We start from the raw sequence: 19,743 nt of genomic DNA, 5'->3' as shown, positions 1-19,743 counted from the left end.
TCGTGCGCGGGTGCGTTGCGCCCGCCTCCGGTCGCCCCGCGGCGGCGACGGGGCTACTCGACGCCGATCAGGAGCGGGCACGCCTCCTGGCCGCCGTCGTAGACGACCGTGTCGACCGCGAGATGGCTGTCGCGGACGTGCGCCTCGAGCCGGTCCGCCAGATCCGCGGGCGCGTGGGCCCCGATGACGAGCGTGACCATCTCCCCACCCGCCGCGAGCATGCGGTCCAGGACGATGATCCCGGTCTCCACGAGGTTGCCGCCGATCACCGCGACGTCCCCGTCGATGAGGCCGAGGACGTCCCCGGCCTGGCAGACGCCGGCCATGGTCCAGGACCGGGCCTCCGCGACGGCGAGTTCCGCGTAGCGGGTGGCGCCGGCCGCGGAGGTCATGGCGACGACGTCCTCGTCGAATCGCCGGGTCGGCTCGTGGACGGCGAGGGCGGCGATGCCCTGGACCGCGGACCGGGTGGGGATGAGGGCCACGCGGACGCCCTCCGCGCGCGCCTGTTCGGCCGCGGCGCCCACCGCGTGCCGCAGTTCGACCTCGTTGGGCAGCAGGACGACCTCGTCGGCGTGCGCGCGGCGGATGGCCTCGGCGATGTCGCCGCTCGCGGGCGGCTCCCCGGGCCGTACGGCGACCACGGTGGCACCGGCCTGCGCGCAGAGTCCGGCGAGGCCGTCGCCGCGCACCACGGCGACGACGGCGCGCAGCGCGCGTTCGCCCCGCTCACCCGCCCCGTGCGGACCGGTCGTCCCGCGGCGGCCCTGCTCCAGCGCCCGCGCCTGGTCGCCGAAGTGCGTGACCTTGATGCGGTACGGCCGTCCGGCCTCGATCCCGGCCTCGATGGCGGCGCCCACGTCGTCGACGTGGACGTGGACGTTCCACAGCCCGTCCCCGCCGACGACCACCAGGGAGTCGCCGAGCCGGTCCAGCCGGGTGCGCAGCGCGGTTACGGCGCGGTCGGGCGCCTCCAGGAGGTAGATCACCTCGAAGCCCGGCCCGCCGGGCACCAAGTGCGGGTCGCCGCCCTCCGTGCCGTCCTCGCCGGTCGCGCAGCCGTAGGGCACGACCTGGGACGCGCTCCGGGGCAGCGGCACCCGCAGGACGTCGTCGAGCGGGCCCATGGGGGCCTGGCCGGAGACCGCGTCGGCGAGGGCGCCCAGGACGGCGACGAGGCCGCGGCCGCCGGCGTCGACGACCCCGGCGTCGCCGAGGACGGCCAGTTGCCGCGGGGTCGCCGCCAGCGCGAGGCGCGCCGCCTCGTACGCGGCCCGGGAGACCTCGTGGACGTCTCCGTTCACCGCGGAGGCGGCCTCCGCGGCCGCCGTGGCGACGGTCAGCATCGTGCCCTCGACCGGGTGCGCCACCGCCTGGTACGCGGACTCCGCGGCCCGGCGCAGGGCGGGCCGCAGGTCGCCGGCGTCCTCGGCGAGGACCTCGGCCATGCCGCGCAGCAGTTGGGCGAGGATCGTCCCGGAGTTGCCCCGCGCGCCGATGAGCGCGCCGTGCGCCATGGAGCGCAGGCACGAGGTGAGGTCCGGGGTGCCGCCCGAGGCGGCGTGGCCCTCGAAGACGGCGTCCACGGACTGGGCGGCGGACTCCACGGTCAGGAAGAGGTTCGTTCCGGTGTCCCCGTCGGCGACGGGGTAGACGTTGATCGCGTCGATCTCCTCGCGTGCCCGCCCGAGCGCCTGGAGGGACAGCCGGCACCATGCGCGGACCGCGGGAGGGTCGAGCGTCGGCGGCACGTGTTCCTCCTGCGGGGCGGCCGGGGACCTGGGGTGGGGAGGTGTCCGCACGCAGCGTACTGAGGGCCGGGGCCCTCCGGGGGACCGCCCCGTACCGCTGACCATGGTAATTTCGAGGGACAGGAGCGGACGTTGTATGCTGCTCCGGTTGCCCGGGGCTGTCCCGGGCCGTCCCTCGGCACCACCGGTCTCCCTTCATTGCACTTGGACGGGCGTCGGCGCCGCCGGGATTTATCCGTAAGTGCATCTGAAGTCTTTGGAGTGACCCGTGGCTGCCAACTGCGACGTCTGCGGCAAGGGGCCGGGCTTCGGCAACAACATCTCGCACTCGCACCGCCGTACTCGCCGTCGTTGGAACCCCAACATCCAGACGGTGCGTGCTGTGGTCGGTCGGACGCCGAAGCGCCTCAACGTCTGCACCTCGTGCATCAAGGCCGGCAAGGTCGCGCGCTGACGCATAGGACGTCGTAGCGCAGCCTTTGCGGCTACTTGAGCCGGTCCACCCTCGTGGTGGACCGGCTTTCTGGTGTGCTCTTCCATCGGATCGCGGCGGATCCCACCGGGATGCGCCGGGATGCGCCGGTCTTCGTCAGCGCTGCCGCCAGGCGTGGTCCACGGGGCCGATGCCGCCGCCGAGAGGGAAGCCCGCCTCGATGGCTCCGGTGACGTACTCCTTGGCGGCGTGGGCCGCCTCCGGGACGTCCATCCCCCGCGCCAGAAACGAGGCGACGGCGGACGCCAGCGTGCAGCCGGTGCCGTGGGTGTGGCGGTTGTCATGGCGCGGGGCGCGCAGCCAGTGCTCGCTGCTGCCGTCCGTGAGCAGGTCGACGGCGTCGCCGCTCAGGTGGCCGCCCTTGATCAGGACCCAGCGGGGGCCGCACTCGAGGACGGCCGCCGCGGCCTCGCGCAGGGCCGGCTCGCCGTCCACGACGACTCCCGTGATCTGGCGCACTTCGTCCAGGTTGGGGGTGGCGACGGTGGCCAGCGGCAGCAGCCGCGTCCGGACGACCTCGACGGCGTCCGCGGCGAGCAGCGGGTCGCCGTGCTTGGAGACGCCGACGGGGTCGACGACCACCGGGACGTCGAGCGGGGCGAGGAGTTCGGCGACGGCGGAGACGAGCCCGGCCGAGGAGAGCATCCCGGTCTTGACCGCCTGGACGCCGATGTCGTCCACGACACTGCGGAACTGGGCCCGCACGGCCTCCACCGGGAGTTCCCAGGCACCCTGGACACCCAGCGAGTTCTGCGCCGTGACGGCCGTGACCACGCTCATCCCGTGGACGCCGAGGGCGAGCATGGTCTTCAGGTCGGCCTGGATGCCCGCGCCGCCGCCGGAGTCGGAACCGGCGACGGTGAGCACGCGTGGTGGGCTCGTCATACCGCGAATCTAGTCGGCGCCTTCACTCGGCCCCGAAGTGGTCCCAGCCGCCCGCCTTGTCCCAGGGGGCGCCGTCCACGGTGACCTGGGGGGCCGTGGTGGCCTTCACCACCCGGCCGATGACCCGCCAGCGGGCGGGCAGTTTCGTCTCCGGGGGGAAGGCGGCGACTATCGCGTGGTCCTCTCCCCCGGTCAGCACCCAGTGCAGCGGGTCGACGCCGACGGCCTGGCCGATGTCGGCCATCTGCGCCGGGATGTCGATGTCCGCGGAGGACAGGTCGATGGCGACGCCGCTCGCGGCGGCGATGTGGCCGAGGTCGGCGACGAGCCCGTCGCTCACGTCCGTCATGGCCGTCGCGCCGAGTTCCGCGGCGGCGGGACCCGCGTGGTACGGCGGTTCGGGGCGGCGGTGGGCCTCGACGAAGGCGCGCGGGGAGCGGAACCCCCGGGAGAGGACGGCGAGTCCCGCGGCGGACCAGCCGAGCCAGCCGGTGACGGCGACGACGTCGCCGGGGCGGGCACCGGATCGGGTGATGGGTTCGCGGTCGCGCAGGTCGCCCAGTGCGGTGATGGAGACCATGATCGTGTCACCGCGGACGACGTCACCGCCGACCACGGCCGCGCCGGCCACCTGGCACTCGTCCCGGATGCCGTCCATCAGCTCGACCGGCCAGGTCACCGGCAGGTCCGCCGGGACGACCAGGGCGAGCAGCACGGCGGTCGGCACGGCGCCCATGGCGGCGATGTCCGCGAGGTTCTGCGCGGCGGCCTTGCGGCCCACGTCGTAGGCGGTGGACCAGTCGCGGCGGAAGTGCCGCCCCTCCACGAGCGCGTCGGTGGTGGCCACCACCCGCCGGTCCGGGGCGGCGACCACGGCGGCGTCGTCACCCGGTCCGAGCCGGACGGCGGGGCTGGAGGTGAGCCGGGCGGTCAACTCCCTGATGAGCCCGAACTCCCCCAGTTCGCCCACGGTGCCCTTCATCTGACTGTCCCCTTCACCTGGCCGGTCCCCTTCTGTGTGCGCTTGTGCGGCGGCTTCGGCGCGACCGGTACCGCGCGGGTCTCCCCGCGGCATGCGGCGACGCGGTACCGTGACGTTCCCTCCCACATGATCCTCGTAGCCGCCCTGGAGGTTCCGTGGTACAGGCGTACATTCTGATCCAGACCGAGGTGGGAAAGGCCTCGGCAGTAGCTGAGGTGATCTCCAAGATTTCGGGGGTCATCCAGGCCGAGGACGTCACCGGCCCGTACGACGTGATCGTGCGTGCCCAGGCCGACACGGTCGACGACCTGGGGCGCCTCGTGGTGGCGAAGGTGCAGCAGGTGGAGGGGATCACCCGCACCCTGACCTGTCCGGTCGTCCATCTGTAGGCCCCCTGTAGGCTCGGCGGGTGATGTACCGCCGGGTAGCGCTAGTCTCCGTGTCCGCCGTCGCGTGCATGTCCGCGGCGGCGGTCTGGATTTCCGCCTCCGGCACCGCCGCGGGCGGGGTCGCCGTGCCGTCGCCCTCCGCCTCCGCCGCCCGGATGTGCGGCGCCCTCCACGACGCGCTGCCGGGGAAGGTCGACGGACTGTCGAAGCGGTCGGTGAGCCCCGTCTCCGACCTCACCGCCGGATGGGGGGATCCTACGGTGGTGCTGCGCTGCGGCGTGCCGCGACCCGAGATGCTGACCCCGGGCAACCCGGTCTACAACCCCACCGCCGAGGCGGTGGAGGTCAACGGGGTGAGCTGGCTCGTCGAGCAGACCGGCGACGGCTACCGCTTCACGACGACCGGCCGCAAGGCCTTCGTCGAGGTGACCGTACCCGCCCGCTACAAGCCCGAGGTCAATCCGCTGACCGACCTCGGGCACGCCGTGGAGACCACGATCCCCTCCGAGCTCTGACGGGCCCGGGGCACCGCTGCTCGCCGTTCGCGGTTCAGCGCAGGCCGGTGGGGCGCCGCAGCGCGGCCTGGATCAGTCGGTCCACCAGTGCCGCGTAGCCGACGCCGCTCTCCTGCCACATGCGCGGGTACATGGAGATCGGCGTGAAGCCGGGCATCGTGTTGATCTCGTTGATCACGAACTCGCCGTCGTCCTGCAGGAAGAAGTCCGCGCGGACCAGCCCCTCGCAGGAGGCCGCGTCGAAGGCGGCCACGGCGAGCCGCTGCACCTCGGCGGTCTGCTCCGGGGTCAGCGGGGCGGGGACGACGCCCTCGGCGGAGTCGATGTACTTCGCCTCGAAGTCGTAGAAGTCGTGCGCCGTGACCGGCGGGATCTCGGCGGGGACGGAGGCGCGCGGGCCGTCCTCGAACTCCAGGACGCCGCATTCGATCTCGCGGCCCCGCAGCAGCGACTCCACCAGCACCTTGGGGTCGTGCCGGCGGGCCTCCTCGATCGCCTCGTCCAGGCCCGCGAGGTCGTCGACCTTGCTGATGCCCATCGAGGACCCGGCGCGTGCGGGCTTGACGAAGACCGGCCAGCCGTGGTCGGCCGCGAAGTCCACGACCGCCTTGCGGGCCGCGGCGGGGTCGTTCTCCCACTCGCGGGGGCGGATCACCACGTACGGGCCGACCGGCAGGCCGAAGGAGATGAAGACCCGCTTCATGTACTCCTTGTCCATGCCGACGGCCGAGGCGAGCACGCCGGAGCCGACGTAGGGCACACCGGAGAGCTCCAGCAGTCCCTGGAGAGTGCCGTCCTCGCCGTAGGGGCCGTGCAGCACGGGGAAGACGACGTCGACGTCGCCCAGCGCCTTGGGCACCGAGCCGGGCTCGCTGTAGACGACCTCGCGGCTGGCCGGGTCCACCGGCAGCATCACCGTGCCGTCAAAGGACTCGGCGAGCTGCTCGACGCTCGGCAGCGCGCGGTCGGCGATCGCCATCCGGGACGGGTCGTCGGCGGTCAGCGCCCAACGGCCGTCGGTGGTGATCCCGATCGGCAGCACGTCGTACTTGTCGCGGTCGATCGCGCTCAGTACGGCGCCTGCGGTGAGGACCGAAATGGCGTGCTCGGAGCTGCGTCCGCCGAAGACGACGGCGACGCGCGGCTTGCGGGAAGAAGGCTGAATGCTCATGTCGCGTTGACCTTACCGTTCCGGACGTCAGCGTTCCGACTTGGCGGAGCGCGACATCAGCTCCTTGACCGCCACGACCGGCTGCTTGCCGTTGTGCACGATGTCGACGACGGTCTCGGTGATGGGCATGTCGACACCGTGCCGGCGGGCGAGGTCGAGCACCGACTCGCAGGACTTGACGCCCTCGGCGGTCTGCCGGGTGACGGCGATGGTCTCCTGCAGCGTCATGCCCTTGCCCAGGTTGAAGCCGAAGGTGTGGTTGCGGGACAGCGGCGAGGAGCAGGTCGCGACGAGGTCGCCCAGGCCCGCCAGGCCGGAGAAGGTCAGCGGGTCGGCGCCGAGCGCGATGCCGAGCCGGGTGGTCTCCGCCAGTCCGCGCGTGATCAGCGAGCCCTTGGTGTTGTCGCCCAGGCCCATGCCGTCGGCGATGCCGACCGCCAGGCCGATCACGTTCTTCACGGCGCCGCCGAGTTCGCAGCCGACCACGTCGGTGTTGGTGTACGGCCGGAAGTAGGCGGTGTGGCTGGCGGCCTGCAGCCGCTTGGCGACGGCCTCGTCACGGCAGGCGACCACGCTCGCGGCGGGCTGCCGTGCGGCGATCTCCTTGGCCAGGTTGGGGCCGGACAGCACGGCGACGCGCTCCGGGCCCGCCTTGGCGACCTCCTCGATGACCTCGCTCATCCGCTTGGCCGTGCCGAGTTCGACGCCCTTCATCAGGCTGACCAGCACCGAGTCGCGGGGCAGCAGCGACTGCCACTCGGCCAGGTTGCCGCGGAGCGTCTGCGACGGTACGGAGAGGATCACGAACTCCGCGTCCCGGGCCGCCTCGGCGGGGTCGGTGGTGGCGGTGATCGTCTCGGGCAGCTCGGTCCCGGGCAGGTAGTACGGGTTGCTGCGCGTGCTGTTGACCGCTTCGACCACCTCGGGGCGTCGGCCCCACATGGTCACCTGGGCGCCCGCGTCGGCGAGCACCATCGCGAAGGCGGTTCCCCAGGAGCCCGCGCCGTAGACCGCGCAGCGCGTCGTCACTTGGTGTTCCCCTTCTGCTTGCGAGGGTCGAAGCGCTCGGCGGGCGGGGTCTGGCCGCGCAGTTCACCCAGCAGCTCGCTGACCGCGGCCATGATGGCGTCGGTGGCGTCCCTGAGCACCTCGGCGTTGGCCTCCTGCCCGTAGAAGGCCGAGAGGTCCACCGGCGGCCCGGCGACGACCCGCAGGGTCCTGCGCGGGAACAGGCGGAGCTTCTTCTCCGTGGCGTAGGGCGGCATGACCTCGTTGGCGCCCCACTGGGCGACCGGGATCACGGGGGCCTTGGTCATCAGCGCGACCCGTGCCACGCCGGTCTTGCCCACCATCGGCCACATCTCGGGGTCGCGGGTCAGCGTGCCCTCCGGGTAGAAGGCGACGCACTCGCCGGAGTTGATGGCGTCCACCGCGGCCCGGAAGGCGTTGGCGGCGTCGGTGCTCTCGCGGTAGACGGGGATCTGACCGGTGCCGCGCAGTATGGCGCCGACGAAGGCGGGCTTGAACAGCGGCGCCTTCGCCAGGAAGCGGGGGACCCGCCCGGTGTTGTACTGGAAATGCGCGTACGACAGCGGGTCGAGGTACGAGTTGTGGTTGACCGCCGTGATGAATCCGCCCTGGCCCGGAATGTGCTCCATTCCGCGCCAGTCCCGCTTGAAAAGAACGACAAGCGGCGGTTTGGCGATGACGGCTGCGAGCCGGTACCAGAAGCCGATTCTGCGGCGGGACACCAGAACTCCTCCTCGTTCCGCCGCCGACCCGGGGGTCACCGGATCGCGGCCTGCTGCGGTCGGCGGCACCGTACGGCCGGTGCGGCCGCACAAGTGTCGCCGGAAGGGCCACCGTAACGCCAGGGCGGAGGGCCCCAGGGGTACGCCCCGGCGGAAGCGCCGGGGCCGGGAGGGCCCGAGCACGTACCAGGGAGATCGTGCACCCGGAGGCGGGCCGTCGGGAAGGGGGGTTGGGGCAGGGTGGCGGTGGCCCCGGGGGACCCGAGCACAATAGTTCGGTGTCGCCACCCGTGGAATGGACGCTCGTCGTCCCGCTGAAGCCGCTGTCCGCCGCCAAGAGCCGCCTCGCGGAGGCCGTCGGCCCCGTGCGGCCGGGGCTGGCGCTGGCCTTCGCGCAGGACACGGTGGCCGCCGCACTCGCCTGCGAGGCGGTACGAGATGTGACGGTCGTCACCGATGACCCGCTCGCCGGGTCCGTGCTGGCGGCCCTCGGGGCGCGCGTCGAGGCCGACTCCCCGGCCGCCGGCCTCAACGCGGCGCTGCGGCACGGCGCCGACGCGGTCCTGCGGCGTCACCCCGCGGCGGCCGTGGCGGCCCTGAACGCCGATCTCCCGGCCTTGCGGCCCCTCGAACTGGCCGCGGTGCTCCGCGCGGCCGCGCGAAGCCCAGGACGGTCGTTTCTGGCCGACGCGGCCGGAATCGGCACCACGCTGCTGGCCGCCACCGCCGGGACCGCCCTCGAGCCGGCCTTCGGGGGGCCCTCACGGGCCCGCCACCGGGCCTCCGGCGCCCATGAGATCGCCCTGCCGGACGTGGACTCCGTACGCCGGGACGTGGATACGGGGGAGGACCTGGCCGCCGCCCTGCTGCTGGGGGTCGGGCCGCACACGCGGGCGCTGCTGCGGCCCGCACTTCGGGCGGTGCCGCGGGACGGGGCCGCGGGGCCCGGGCCCGCCGGCTGCCCGGCCGCGGGCGCACCGGCCCCGGGCGGCGGTGCCCGATAGGCTGAGGCCCATGCAGGCCACCGCGTACACCTACGACCCCGAGACCCGCGCCGGCAGCGTGCTGCTGGACGACGGGACGCCGCTGCCGTTCGACGCGGCGGCGTTCGACGCCGGGGGCCTGCGGCTGCTGCGGCCCGGGCAGCGGGTGCGCATCCGCACCGAGGGCAGCGGGGACGGGCGCCGGGTGGTGTTCGTGACGCTGCAGACCTTCCCCGACCCGGGGGCCTGAGCACACGCCGACGGGCCGGACACCCCTGAATCGGGGTGTCCGGCCCGTCGGCGTGTGCGGGGCCGCCGAATCGTTACCGCTTCGCGGCCCGCTTGGTGGCGGTCTTCCGGGCCGCCGACTTGGCGGGCGCCTTCTTGGCCGGGGCGGTCTTCTTGGCGGTCGCCTTCTTCGCCGTGGTCTTCTTGGCGGTCGCCTTCTTCGCCGTCGTCGCCTGGGCCGCGGTCGCCTTCTTCGCCGTGGTCTTGGCGGCGGTGGTCTTCTTGGCCGCGGCGGCCTTGGTGGCGGCCTTCTTCGCGGTGGTCTTCTTCGCGGCCGCCTTCTTCGTGGTGGCCTTGGCGGTGACGCCTCCGCTCAGGCTGCCCTTGGGCGCCTTCTTGACGGAGACCTCTCCGGCCTTGGGGAGCTTCTTCGACCCGCTGACCAGGTCCTTGAAGCCCTGACCGGCGCGGAAGCGCGGGACGGAGGTCTTCTTGACCCGGACCCGCTCCCCGGTCTGGGGGTTGCGGGCGTAGCGGGCGGGACGCTCCACCTTCTCGAACGAGCCGAAGCCGGTGACCGAAACCCGGTCCCCGCTCACCGTCGCGCGGACGATCGCGTCCAGGACGGCGTCGACCGCGTCCGCGGCCTGCTGACGGCCGCCGAGCTTGTCGGCAATCGCTTCAACGAGCTGCGCCTTGTTCACGTCTTCCCCTTCGGAAACTTGCCCGGCGATGAAGTTCGGGCTTTTTCGCACGCTAGGCGGATATATACCGCAAATCAAATACGAAACGGGCGAATCACCCTTGTGCCGCAACGAACTCGGGGCTCAGGAAGACCTTTGATCGGGGAATCGGCCTTCGTCGAGGTCCTTCATCAGTTCCTCCAGACGCCTTGCCGCACCCGCGAGATCGTGCTTCGCGGCAGCGGTGATGACGAGCAGCCGCCGGGTCAACTGCATCCTGACGTCCTCCGGCACTTGCAGACCCGCCACCCGGGTGTGGGCCTGCTTCAACCTGGCAGCGAGGAACCCGTACAGCTCGAGTTGGCCATCGTGTTCCATGTGCCGATTGTGTCATCTGCGGTGAGTTGTCACGAGGTGTGGAGCCGAACACGCCGCAGCGCCCCCCGCCCGGTGGGGGCGGGGGGCGCTGCGGAGGTGGGCGGGCGGGCGGCCGCGAGGGCCGCCGGGCCTCTCAGACCTGCAGGGTCTGCGGCTTGTAGGAGGGGCGCCCGGCCTCGTAGGCGGCGATGTCGGCCTCGTTCTGCAGGGTGAGGCTGATGTCGTCCAGGCCGTTGAGCAGCCGCCAGCGGGCGTTGTCGTCCAGTTCGAAGGGGGCGGTGATCCCTTCGGCGCGGACCTCGCGGGCCTGGAGGTCGACGGTGATCTCGGCCGTCGGGTCGGCCTCGGTCAGCTGCCAGAGCTCCTCTACCGTCTCCTGCGGCAGGATCACGGTGAGCAGGCCGTTCTTCAACGAGTTGCCGCGGAAGATGTCGGCGAAGCGGGAGGAGATGACGGCCTTGAAACCGTAGTTCTGCAGGGCCCACACCGCGTGCTCGCGGGAGGAGCCGGTGCCGAAGTCGGGGCCGGCGACCAGGACGGTCGCCCCCTGGCGCTCGGGCCGGTTGAGGACGAACTCGGGGTCCTTGCGCCAGGCCTCGAACAGGCCGTCCTCGAAGCCGTTGCGGGTGACCTTCTTCAGCCAGTGCGCCGGGATGATCTGGTCCGTGTCGGCGTTGCTGCGGCGCAGCGGCACGGCGCGGCCGGTGTGCGTGGTGAAAGCTTCCATCGTTCTCAGGCCTCCAGGACGGCTGCGCCGGGCAGATCGGCGGGGGACGAGAGGTGGCCGGTGACCGCGGTCGCGGCCGCGACCTGCGGCGACACCAGGTGGGTGCGGCCGCCCTTGCCCTGCCGTCCCTCGAAGTTGCGGTTGGAGGTGGACGCGGAGCGCTCACCGGGCGCCAGTTGGTCGGGGTTCATGCCCAGGCACATCGAGCAGCCCGCGTGCCGCCACTCGGCTCCGGCCTCCTTGAAGACCTTGTCCAGGCCCTCCTCCACGGCCTGCAGCGCCACCCGGACCGAACCGGGGACGACCAGCATCCGCACACCGTCGGCGATCTTGCGGCCCTTGACGACGGAGGCGGCGGAGCGCAGGTCCTCGATGCGGCCGTTGGTGCAGGAGCCGACGAAGACGGTGTCGACCTTCACCTCGCGCAGCGGCGTACCGGGCTCCAGGGCCATGTACTCCAGCGCCTTCTCGGCGGCCAGGCGGTCGCTGGGGTCCTCGAAGCCCGCCGGGTCCGGCACGGAGGCGCTCAGCGGGGCGCCCTGGCCGGGGTTGGTGCCCCAGGTGACGAACGGGGACAGCGCGGCGGCGTCGATGACGACCTCGTGGTCGAAGACGGCGTCCTCGTCGGTCCTGAGCGTCTCCCAGTAGGCGACCGCGGCGTCCCAGTCCTCGCCCTGCGGGGCGTGCGCGCGGCCCTGCAGGTAGTCGAAGGTGGTCCGGTCGGGGGCGATCATGCCGGCCCGGGCGCCCGCCTCGATCGACATGTTGCAGATGGTCATCCGGGCCTCCATCGAGAGCTTCTCGATGGCCGAGCCGCGGTACTCGATGACGTAGCCCTGACCGCCGCCGGTGCCGATCCTGGCGATGATCGCCAGGATCAGGTCCTTGGCGGTGACGCCGTCGGGCAGTTCGCCGTCGACGGTGATCGCCATGGTCTTGAACGGGGCCAGCGGCAGGGTCTGGGTGGCCAGCACGTGCTCGACCTGACTGGTGCCGATGCCGAACGCCAGCGCGCCGAAGGCGCCGTGGGTGGAGGTGTGGCTGTCGCCGCAGACGACCGTCATGCCCGGCTGGGTCAGGCCCAGCTGCGGGCCGACGACGTGCACGACTCCCTGCTCGACATCGCCCAGCGGGTGCAGCCGCACCCCGAACTCGGCGCAGTTCTTGCGCAGCGTCTCGAGCTGCGTGCGCGAGACCGGGTCGGCGATCGGCTTGTCGATGTCGAGGGTGGGGGTGTTGTGGTCCTCGGTCGCGATGGTGAGATCCAGCCGGCGCACCGGGCGGCCGTTCATCCGCAGACCGTCGAAGGCCTGCGGGCTGGTGACCTCGTGGAGCAGGTGCAGGTCGATGAAGAGGAGGTCGGGCTCGCCCTCGGCGCGCCGTACGACGTGATCCTCCCAGACCTTTTCCGCGAGTGTCCTTGCCATCGCATTCCCTCCGACCGGCCGCTCTGCCGGCCTGTTCGTCGTTGCCCTGCGTGTCCGCTCCCTTGTGGGGAGTGGCCGCAGCGGCCTGTGCATTCCAGCGTGCCGCGTTCACCGGAAAATTGAACTTGCGTTTCACAGAGTGAGACGCGAGTATCGTTGCATGGACAACAGTAGTGGCGTCGGCGTTCTCGACAAGGCGGCTCTGGTGCTCAGCGCACTGGAGTCCGGCCCGGCCACCCTGGCCGGTCTCGTGGGCGCCACGGGCCTCGCCCGCCCCACCGCGCACCGCCTCGCCGTCGCCCTGGAGCACCACCGGATGGTGGCCCGCGACATGCAGGGGCGCTTCATCCTCGGCCCGCGGCTGTCCGAACTGGCCGCCGCGGCGGGCGAGGACCGCCTGCTGGCCACCGCCGGGCCGGTGCTCACGCATCTGCGCGACGTGACCGGCGAGAGCGCCCAGCTCTATCGCCGCCAGGGCGACATGCGCATCTGCGTTGCCGCCGCGGAGCGGTTGTCCGGACTGCGGGACACCGTCCCGGTCGGCTCGACGCTGCCGATGAAGGCCGGTTCCGCCGCCCAGGTCCTGCTCGCCTGGGAGGAGCCGGAGCGGCTCCACCGCGGGCTGCAGGGGGCCCGCTTCACCGCCACCGCGCTCTCCGGCGTGCGGCGCCGCGGCTGGGCCCAGTCGATCGGCGAGCGCGAACCTGGTGTGGCCTCCGTCTCTGCCCCGGTGCGCGGCCCGTCCAACCGCGTGGTGGCGGCGGTGTCCGTCTCCGGTCCCATCGAGCGGCTCACCCGACACCCCGGGCGCATGCACGCCCAGGCCGTCGTGGACGCCGCCGGCCGCCTGTCCGAGGCGCTGCGCCGCACCGGCTGAGCCCGGAGCGCCGGCCTCAGGCCGCCCGTCCTTCGCCCGCCTTCAGCCGCTGCGCCGCCGTCTCACCGCGGCGTCCCACCGGGACGACGCCCGTCGCGGCGCCCAGTCCGAAGGCGGGCATGTCGACGTAGACGGACTCGTAGGCACCCGCCGGCGCGGCGTACGTCTCGTGCCAGAAGCCCACCCGGCCCTTGCCGGCCCGCGCGCGGCGGTTGAACGCCGCCCACGCGGGCCGGTGCTGCTTGTCCTGCTGGGACGCGTACGCGAACAACTGCTCCGTGGACTTCCAGTACTGGACGACGTAGATCACCCGGGGCCCGCCGAACAGCAGCCGGTGGCCCAGGAACCCGCTCCCCTCGTCCCGCGACAGCTCGCGCAGCATGCGCGGCATGGCGCGGAACACCGGAAGCCAGCTGCCGAGCGCGAGGAAGCGGTTGATCCGCATCCCGATGAGGAACACGACGATGCCGCCCTCGGCGGCGGCGGTGTTGCGGCCCGGAATCACCTGCGCGGACATGAGGAGCCCCCTGTCGGTCATGTTGGATAGTGGCACTATCCATGCTTGGATAGTGCCACTATCCAAGGGAGGGCGCAAGGGAATGCGACTGGCGGAGCTGAGTGAACGCAGCGGCGTGGCCACGGCCACGATCAAGTACTACCTGCGCGAGGGCCTGCTCCCCCCGGGCCGTCGCGTCACGGCCACGCAGTCCGAGTACGGGGAGGAGCACCTGCGCAGGCTGCGGTTCGTCCGGGCGCTGATCCAGGTCGGCAAGGTGCCGGTGGCCACCGCCCGCGAGGTGCTCGCCGCGGTCGAGGACGAGTCGCTCAACCAGCACACGCGGCTCGGCGCCGCCACCTTCGCCCTGCCGCACGGCCCGGAGCCCGACGAGGACGACCCGGCGACGGGGACGGCCCGCCGCGAGGTGGACGGGCTGATGGCCGAACTCGGCTGGAGCCAGGGCAGCGAGAAGTACGGCCCCTCCCCCGCGTACCGGATGCTCGTCACGGCGGTCGCCGCCCTGACCCGCCTCGGATACCCCAGCAGCGCACGGCACTTGGCGCCCTACGCACGGCTCGCCGCCCAACAGGCCGTCCACGACCTGGATCTGGTCGAGACCTACGACACCCCGCTGGAACAGGCGGCCGCCGCCGTGACGCTCACGGTGCTCTACGAGCCGGTGCTGCTGAGCCTGCGCCGGCTCGCCGAGGCCGAGGAGTCCCGTCGCCGCTTCGGAGTTGAGTGAGCCCGAACGCCCGGATCGGGGGTGAACGGGGAAAACGGAAGAGGCCCCCCGCCGAAGCGGAGGGCCTCTCCTCGATGTACCCCCGACCGGATTCGAACCGGCGCTACCGCCTTGAGAGGGCGGCGTGCTAGGCCGCTACACAACGGGGGCAAGCCTTGAGGAAATGCGCTGGGGTACCAGGACTCGAACCTAGACTAAATGAACCAGAATCACTCGTGCTGCCAATTACACCATACCCCATGGTGTGTCAAGTACCCCCGACCGGATTCGAACCGGCGCTACCGCCTTGAGAGGGCGGCGTGCTAGGCCGCTACACAACGGGGGCCCTAGCGATCCCTGCGAGAGAGATCAGTACCCCCGACCGGATTCGAACCGGCGCTACTGCCTTGAGAGGGCAGCGTGCTAGGCCGCTACACAACGGGGGCTTTGCAGAAGATCTGCGCTGGGGTACCAGGACTCGAACCTAGACTAACTGAACCAGAATCAGTCGTGCTGCCAATTACACCATACCCCACCAAAACTCAACCCCCCGCAGGGGGTTTTGTTTGGCCGCGCTCCCCGTACCGGCCATTTCGGCCCGCCCGGGCGGCGCAGGAAGAACATTACCCGATCGGTGACGGGGCTCCAAAACGAGTATCCGCCGCCAGAAGTGCGGGCAGCTCCGCGAGCCCGGTGATCCGCCGCAGGTCCGGCGCGGTGACGGAACCCGTACGGTCCAGCCACACCCCGTACAGGCCCGCCGCGTCGGCGCCGCGCGCGTCGGTGTCGGCCTTGTCACCGACGTAGGCGACCTCCTCCGGCGGCAGCCCCAGGACCTCGCACGCTCCCAGGAAAGCCTCCGGGGCGGGCTTGGCGTGTCCCAGTTCCAGCGAGCACACCAGGCACTCGAAGCGGTCGCGGAGCCCCAGCCGGGTGAGCTTGCGCTCCTGATGGGCGGCGCTGGAGTTGGACAGCAGGCCGTGCCGGTAGCCGGGGGTGAGGGCGTCCAGCACCGGCACCACGTCGGGGAAGACCGACCAGGCGGCCTCGAAGTGCACGTAGTAGGCCGCGAACCAGGCATCGGCCGCGGAGTCGCTCACCGAGGGCCCCAGGAAGGCCCGGGCACGCTCCCTGCGGTGCTCGGTGAAGTCCAGCTCCCCGGTGAGGAAGCGTGCGTAGTGCGTCTCCATCACCTCGCGCCAGGTACCCAGCGCCCGCTCCTCGCCGCCGAACGCGCCGAGCAGACCCTCGGCCTCGAGATGACGCAGCGCGCCGGTCCGCTCGGCGCCCGAGTAGTCGAAGATCGTGTCGTCGATGTCCCAGAGCACGGCGCGGATCGGCATATGCCGACTCTAGCCCGGTGCTCCGTCCGGGGCGCCGTGGCCCGGCGGCCTGCGGGTGAACAGCGTCCGGCGGCTCTCGAAACGGTGCCGTTCGCCCGTCACGGGGTCGTCGAACTCCAGCACCCGGGCCAGCAGCCGCAGGGGGCGGGTGAAGTCGCCGGGCGCGGCCGGCGGCAGGACGTGCGGATAGACGGGGTCGCCGAGGATGGGCACCCCCAGGCTGTTCATGTGCACCCGCAACTGGTGGGTGCGGCCGGTCTCGGGGCGGAGCCGGTAGCGGGCCAGCCCGTCGCGGTGCTCCAGCAGGTCGACGTGGCTGCGGGCGTTGGGCTCGCCGGGGACCTCGCGCGCCGCCATCTCGCCGCGCTCCTTGACGATCCGGCTCTCCACCGTGCGCGGCAGCGCCAGGGCGGGGTCGTGCCGGGCCACGGCCTCGTACTCCTTGCGCACCAGGCGGTCGCGGAAGATCGTCTGGTAGGCGCCGCGCAGCTCGGGGCGGATCACGAACATCACCACGCCCGCGGTCAGCCGGTCGAGCCGGTGGGCCGGGCTGAGCTCGGGCAGCGCGAGGTCGTGGCGCAGCCGGCTCAGCGCGGTCTCCACAACGTGGCCGCCGCGCGGCATGGTGGCGAGGAAGTGCGGCTTGTCGACGACGAGCAGCCGTTCGTCCCGGTGGAGCACCTCGATGCCGAAGGGCACCGGGACCTCCTCCGGCAGCTCCCGGTGGAACCAGACGTGGCCGCCCGGGCGGAAGGCGGCGTCAGGGGCGAGCGGACCGTCGCTCCCGTGCACCTCCCCCGCCGCGAACATGGCGTCCAACCGCTCCGGGGGCACCGCCGCGCCGAGTCGGTCCACCAGGTGGTCGCGGACCGTCGCCCAGGTCCCGGTGCCGGGCAGCCGCACGCGTACGGGATCCACCCCGCGGCGCTGGGGCAGCGGGGGGATCGGGGGCCGGGTCCTGCGGCGCATGACGTCGTCCGGGAAGCGTGCCGCCCCGGGCTCCTGGCGGAGTGCCCGGGGCGGATCGGCATACCGCGGTCAGCCGGCCAGTTTCGCCAGGGTGGCGTCGACTCGGGCCAGGGTGCGCTCACGGCCGAGCACTTCGAGGGACTCGAAGAGCGGCAGGCCGACGGTGCGGCCGGTGACGGCGACCCGGACCGGCGCCTGGGCCTTGCCGAGCTTGAGGCCGTGGGTCTCGCCGGCGGCGAGGACGGCGTCCTTCAGGGCCTCGGCGTTCCAGTCGGCGGCGGCCAGGTTCTCGCGCGCGGTGGTGAGCAGCGCCGAGGCGGCGGCCGGGTCCTTCATCGCCTTCTGCCAGGACGCCTCGTCCTCCACCGGCGTGTCGAGGAAGAGGAAGTCGACGTTGTCGGTGATGTCGCAGAGCACGGTCAGACGGGTCTGCGCGTGCGGCGCGATCGCCTCGAAGGCGGCCTGGTCGAACGCCTCGGGCGCCCAGGGGGCGAACGGGGCCTTCAGCCACGGGCCGCAGGCCTCGACGAACGCCTTCACGTCCAGCATGCGGATGTGGTCGGCGTTGATCGCCTCGGCCTTCTTCAGGTCGAAGCGCGCCGGGTTGGCGTTGACCGCGTCGATGTCGAAGGCGGCCACCATCTCCTCGACGCTGAAGACGTCGCGGTCGGCGGAGAGCGACCAGCCGAGCAGCGACAGGTAGTTCAGCAGGCCCTCGGGGAGGAAGCCGCGCTCCCGGTAGAGGTTGAGGGAGGACTGCGGGTCGCGCTTGGAGAGCTTCTTGTTGCCCTCTCCCATGACGTACGGCAGGTGGCCGAAGTGCGGGGTGGTGCCGTTGCCGACGCCGATCTCGGCGAGCGCGCGGTAGAGCGCGATCTGGCGCGGGGTGGAGGACAGCAGGTCCTCGCCGCGCAGCACGTGCGTGATCTCCATCAGCGCGTCGTCGACCGGGTTGACCAGCGTGTACAGCGGAGCGCCGTTGGCCCGGACGATGCCGTAGTCGGGCACGTTGTCCGGCGTGAAGGTCAGCTCGCCGCGGACCAGGTCGGTGAAGGTGATCGTCTCGTCGGGCATGCGGAAGCGGACGATGGGCTCGCGGCCCTCGCGCTCGTACGCGTCGACCTGCTCGGCGGTGAGGTCGCGGCAGTGGCCGTCGTAACCCGAGGGGCGGCCGGCGGCACGGGCGGCCTCGCGGCGCTCGTCGAGCTCCTCGGTGGTGCAGTAGCACTTGTACGCGTGGCCGGACTCCAGCAGCCTCGCGGCGACGTCCTTGTAGACGTCCATACGCTGCGACTGCCGGTAGGGCGCGTGCGGGCCGCCGACCTCGGGGCCCTCGTCCCAGTCGAAGCCGAGCCAGCGCATGGCCTGCAGCAACTGCTCGTACGACTCCTCGGAGTCGCGGGCGGCGTCGGTGTCCTCGATGCGGAAGACCAGGGCACCCTGGTGGTGCCGGGCGAACGCCCAGTTGAACAGGGCGGTGCGGACCAGGCCCACGTGGGGGTTGCCGGTCGGCGAGGGGCAGAAACGTACGCGTACGGGAGCTGCGCTAGTCACGCTTGATCACCTTGTTGGTGAGAGTGCCGATGCCTTCGATGGAGACGGCGACCTCGTCGCCGACGTGGAGCGGGCCGACGCCCGCCGGAGTGCCGGTGAGGACGACGTCGCCCGGAAGCAGCGTCATGGCCTCGGAGATGTGGACGATCAGGTCCTCGATGGAGCGGATCATCTGGCTCGTGCGGCCGGACTGGCGCAGTTCGCCGTTGACGGTCGCGGTGACGGCGAGGTCGTTCGCGGCGGCGAGGTCGAGGCCGGTCTCGATCCAGGGGCCGATGGGGCACGAGGAGTCGAAGCCCTTGGCGCGCGCCCACTGCTTCTCGGCCTTCTGGGCGTCCCGCGCGGTGATGTCGTTGGCGCAGGTGTAGCCGAGGACGACCTCGGCGACGCGCTCGCGCGGGACCTCGCGGCACATCCGGCCGATGACGACGGCGAGCTCGGCCTCGTGGTGCACCTCCTGTGAGAAGGAGGGGTACACGATGGGGTCGCCGGGGCCGATCACCGAGGTGGACGGCTTGAAGAAGGCGACCGGGACCTCCGGCACCTCGTTGCCCAGCTCGGCGGCGTGCTCGGCGTAGTTCCGGCCGATCGCGACGACCTTGCTGGGGAGCACCGGCGGCAACAGCCGGACCTTGCTCAGCGGCACCTTGGTGCCGGAGCGCTCGTACTCGGCGAACGGGATGCCCTTGATGATGTCGAGGACGAGTCCGTCCGGGACGGACTCGTCGCCTTCGACGACGCCGAAGGCGACATTGCCGTCGATGGAGAACCTGGCGATGCGCACGGGAAGCAGCTCACCTCACTGGCCGGAGACTGACGCTCCAGGTTATCCCGGGGGTGGCTCCCGGCCCCGCCCGCCGAGCCGCGCCTCAGGCGGTCGGCAGCTCCGTCAGGACGGTGCGGCGGGGGNTGGCGGTCTGGCGGGGCAGCACGACGGCCTCCGCGCCCTCGACGGCCGGCGCGACCTCTGCGGTCCGCGTGTCCTCGGCGTCCGTCAGGTGCGCGAGGGTGGTGCGGCGCGGGTTGGCTATGGGTCGCATGATCATGGTCGTCTTCATGGGCCGGTCAGAACCTCGTGTTGTACCGGGCGCCCCGCAAGGCGCGGTTGACGTAATACACGGCTGTGTCAAACGTCAATCTATCGGCGCCTGTTCCCCGATCCGGATGCCCAATACAACTGACGGCCTGTGATTTTGCTCACGAAGGCAGGGACAAGCGGGGCGAATCGGCCGCCCGGCCGATGCCCCCCAATCCGACATCCCGCCCTATCCGGACTCTTCACCCCCGGTTGGCAGCAGCCGGGCGCCGGACGGGCAACCCCAACCCCCCTGGAGAAAGCCCGTATTGCCGGAAGAAATCCGAAAGGACACCGACACCGCGTGATCCACCGGACGCGCTGAGTCACGTATTCCAC

The 19,743-nt window shown here is 72.0% G+C and carries 23 protein-coding genes and 5 tRNA genes; 7 read left to right on the top strand and 21 right to left on the bottom strand.

Going from position 1 to position 19,743, the window contains the following annotated elements; genetic code table 11:
* Nucleotides 1–53: 53 nt before the first annotated feature.
* Complete coding sequence (locus B085_RS0128875) at nt 54–1,751, bottom strand: DAK2 domain-containing protein (protein WP_018562086.1); 1,698 nt, start codon at nt 1,749–1,751, stop codon at nt 54–56.
* 268 nt (nt 1,752–2,019) lie between these two features.
* Here B085_RS0128875 and rpmB point away from each other — a divergent pair, with 268 nt between their 5' ends.
* The gene (gene rpmB, locus B085_RS0128870) at nt 2,020–2,205 is read left to right on the top strand and encodes a 50S ribosomal protein L28 (RefSeq protein WP_014628431.1); all 186 of its coding nucleotides are present in this window, start codon (nt 2,020–2,022) and stop codon (nt 2,203–2,205) included.
* A 135-nt stretch (nt 2,206–2,340) separates the two neighbouring features.
* Here rpmB and thiD read toward each other — a convergent pair whose 3' ends face one another.
* Both thiD and B085_RS0128860 read right to left on the bottom strand, forming a co-directional pair.
* On the bottom strand, nt 2,341–3,129 hold the full coding sequence (gene thiD, locus B085_RS0128865; RefSeq protein ID WP_026251548.1) for a bifunctional hydroxymethylpyrimidine kinase/phosphomethylpyrimidine kinase: 789 nt from the start codon (nt 3,127–3,129) through the stop codon (nt 2,341–2,343).
* A 22-nt stretch (nt 3,130–3,151) separates the two neighbouring features.
* Nucleotides 3,152–4,111: a thiamine-phosphate kinase gene (locus tag B085_RS0128860; RefSeq protein WP_018562084.1), complete on the bottom strand. Its 960-nt coding sequence runs from the start codon at nt 4,109–4,111 to the stop codon at nt 3,152–3,154.
* Between the two features lie 155 nt (nt 4,112–4,266).
* Between B085_RS0128860 and B085_RS0128855 the strand changes: the two genes are divergently transcribed.
* Together B085_RS0128855 and B085_RS0128850 are read left to right on the top strand one after the other, a co-directional pair.
* A complete protein-coding gene (locus B085_RS0128855; protein WP_018562083.1) occupies nt 4,267–4,500 on the top strand; it encodes an Lrp/AsnC family transcriptional regulator in 234 nt (77 codons plus the stop codon).
* Between the two features lie 50 nt (nt 4,501–4,550).
* Nucleotides 4,551–5,015: a DUF3515 domain-containing protein gene (locus tag B085_RS0128850; RefSeq protein ID WP_018562082.1), complete on the top strand. Its 465-nt coding sequence runs from the start codon at nt 4,551–4,553 to the stop codon at nt 5,013–5,015.
* Nucleotides 5,016–5,049: 34 nt separating this feature from the next.
* Here B085_RS0128850 and B085_RS0128845 read toward each other — a convergent pair whose 3' ends face one another.
* From B085_RS0128845 to B085_RS0128835, 3 genes are read right to left on the bottom strand one after another with little or no spacing between them, the layout of a single operon-like run.
* Nucleotides 5,050–6,186, bottom strand: coding sequence for a D-alanine--D-alanine ligase family protein (locus B085_RS0128845; protein WP_018562081.1), 1,137 nt, complete (start codon nt 6,184–6,186; stop codon nt 5,050–5,052).
* A 27-nt stretch (nt 6,187–6,213) separates the two neighbouring features.
* A complete protein-coding gene (locus tag B085_RS0128840) occupies nt 6,214–7,215 on the bottom strand; it encodes an NAD(P)H-dependent glycerol-3-phosphate dehydrogenase (RefSeq protein WP_018562080.1) in 1,002 nt (333 codons plus the stop codon).
* On the bottom strand, nt 7,212–7,937 hold the full coding sequence (locus B085_RS0128835) for a lysophospholipid acyltransferase family protein (RefSeq protein ID WP_018562079.1): 726 nt from the start codon (nt 7,935–7,937) through the stop codon (nt 7,212–7,214). Before B085_RS0128835 ends, B085_RS0128840 begins: the two co-directional genes overlap by 4 nt.
* Nucleotides 7,938–8,227: 290 nt before the next feature.
* On the opposite strand from B085_RS0128835, the gene cofC reads away from it, so the two are divergent.
* Both cofC and B085_RS0128825 read left to right on the top strand, forming a co-directional pair.
* A complete protein-coding gene (cofC, locus tag B085_RS0128830; protein WP_018562078.1) occupies nt 8,228–8,941 on the top strand; it encodes a 2-phospho-L-lactate guanylyltransferase in 714 nt (237 codons plus the stop codon).
* A gap of 10 nt (nt 8,942–8,951) precedes the next feature.
* A complete protein-coding gene (locus B085_RS0128825) occupies nt 8,952–9,170 on the top strand; it encodes a hypothetical protein (RefSeq protein WP_018562077.1) in 219 nt (72 codons plus the stop codon).
* A gap of 73 nt (nt 9,171–9,243) precedes the next feature.
* On the opposite strand, the gene B085_RS0128820 is transcribed toward B085_RS0128825, so the two are convergent.
* The 4 genes from B085_RS0128820 to leuC all read right to left on the bottom strand — a co-directional run bounded on the left by B085_RS0128820 (nt 9,244) and on the right by leuC (nt 12,363).
* Nucleotides 9,244–9,852: an HU family DNA-binding protein gene (locus B085_RS0128820; protein WP_018562076.1), complete on the bottom strand. Its 609-nt coding sequence runs from the start codon at nt 9,850–9,852 to the stop codon at nt 9,244–9,246.
* A 123-nt stretch (nt 9,853–9,975) separates the two neighbouring features.
* The gene (locus B085_RS0128815; protein ID WP_018562075.1) at nt 9,976–10,209 is read right to left on the bottom strand and encodes a hypothetical protein; all 234 of its coding nucleotides are present in this window, start codon (nt 10,207–10,209) and stop codon (nt 9,976–9,978) included.
* 133 nt (nt 10,210–10,342) lie between these two features.
* Nucleotides 10,343–10,936, bottom strand: a complete 594-nt coding sequence (leuD, locus tag B085_RS0128810; RefSeq protein WP_018562074.1) for a 3-isopropylmalate dehydratase small subunit — start codon at nt 10,934–10,936, stop codon at nt 10,343–10,345.
* Nucleotides 10,937–10,941: 5 nt separating this feature from the next.
* A complete protein-coding gene (leuC, locus tag B085_RS0128805; RefSeq protein WP_018562073.1) occupies nt 10,942–12,363 on the bottom strand; it encodes a 3-isopropylmalate dehydratase large subunit in 1,422 nt (473 codons plus the stop codon).
* Nucleotides 12,364–12,523: 160 nt separating this feature from the next.
* On the opposite strand from leuC, the gene ndgR reads away from it, so the two are divergent.
* Entirely contained in the window at nt 12,524–13,240 is a 717-nt protein-coding gene (ndgR, locus tag B085_RS0128800) for an IclR family transcriptional regulator NdgR (RefSeq protein ID WP_018562072.1), read from the top strand.
* Nucleotides 13,241–13,256: 16 nt separating this feature from the next.
* Here ndgR and B085_RS0128795 read toward each other — a convergent pair whose 3' ends face one another.
* Nucleotides 13,257–13,778 carry a DUF4188 domain-containing protein gene (locus tag B085_RS0128795; RefSeq protein WP_018562071.1) on the bottom strand — a complete coding sequence of 174 codons (522 nt, stop codon included), beginning with the start codon at nt 13,776–13,778 and terminating at the stop codon, nt 13,257–13,259.
* Between the two features lie 61 nt (nt 13,779–13,839).
* Here B085_RS0128795 and B085_RS0128790 point away from each other — a divergent pair, with 61 nt between their 5' ends.
* Complete coding sequence (locus B085_RS0128790; protein WP_018562070.1) at nt 13,840–14,484, top strand: MerR family transcriptional regulator; 645 nt, start codon at nt 13,840–13,842, stop codon at nt 14,482–14,484.
* 77 nt (nt 14,485–14,561) lie between these two features.
* Here B085_RS0128790 and B085_RS0128785 read toward each other — a convergent pair.
* The 10 genes from B085_RS0128785 to B085_RS0128740 all read right to left on the bottom strand — a co-directional run bounded on the left by B085_RS0128785 (nt 14,562) and on the right by B085_RS0128740 (nt 19,387).
* A tRNA-Glu gene (locus B085_RS0128785) sits at nt 14,562–14,634 on the bottom strand.
* Nucleotides 14,635–14,652: 18 nt separating this feature from the next.
* Nucleotides 14,653–14,724, bottom strand: a tRNA-Gln gene (locus tag B085_RS0128780).
* Between the two features lie 12 nt (nt 14,725–14,736).
* Nucleotides 14,737–14,809 (bottom strand) — tRNA-Glu (locus B085_RS0128775).
* 27 nt (nt 14,810–14,836) lie between these two features.
* A tRNA-Glu gene (locus tag B085_RS0128770) sits at nt 14,837–14,909 on the bottom strand.
* A 17-nt stretch (nt 14,910–14,926) separates the two neighbouring features.
* Nucleotides 14,927–14,998 (bottom strand) — tRNA-Gln (locus tag B085_RS0128765).
* An 88-nt stretch (nt 14,999–15,086) separates the two neighbouring features.
* Nucleotides 15,087–15,806, bottom strand: a complete 720-nt coding sequence (locus tag B085_RS0128760) for an HAD family hydrolase (RefSeq protein ID WP_018562069.1) — start codon at nt 15,804–15,806, stop codon at nt 15,087–15,089.
* 9 nt (nt 15,807–15,815) lie between these two features.
* Complete coding sequence (locus B085_RS44100) at nt 15,816–16,775, bottom strand: pseudouridine synthase (protein ID WP_018562068.1); 960 nt, start codon at nt 16,773–16,775, stop codon at nt 15,816–15,818.
* Nucleotides 16,776–16,844: 69 nt separating this feature from the next.
* Complete coding sequence (gltX, locus tag B085_RS0128750) at nt 16,845–18,329, bottom strand: glutamate--tRNA ligase (protein WP_026251546.1); 1,485 nt, start codon at nt 18,327–18,329, stop codon at nt 16,845–16,847.
* Nucleotides 18,322–19,113, bottom strand: coding sequence for a fumarylacetoacetate hydrolase family protein (locus B085_RS0128745; RefSeq protein ID WP_018562066.1), 792 nt, complete (start codon nt 19,111–19,113; stop codon nt 18,322–18,324). The genes gltX and B085_RS0128745 overlap by 8 nt, the downstream gene beginning before the upstream one ends.
* 85 nt (nt 19,114–19,198) lie before the next feature.
* Complete coding sequence (locus B085_RS0128740; RefSeq protein ID WP_018562065.1) at nt 19,199–19,387, bottom strand: hypothetical protein; 189 nt, start codon at nt 19,385–19,387, stop codon at nt 19,199–19,201.
* Nucleotides 19,388–19,743: the final 356 nt, after the last annotated feature.

It is taken from the genome of Streptomyces sp. BoleA5 (assembly GCF_000373665.1).
Lineage (GTDB): Bacteria > Actinomycetota > Actinomycetes > Streptomycetales > Streptomycetaceae > Actinacidiphila.
Note: the sequence above shows the minus strand (reverse complement) of the source record. Positions and strands in the feature narration are given on the sequence as shown.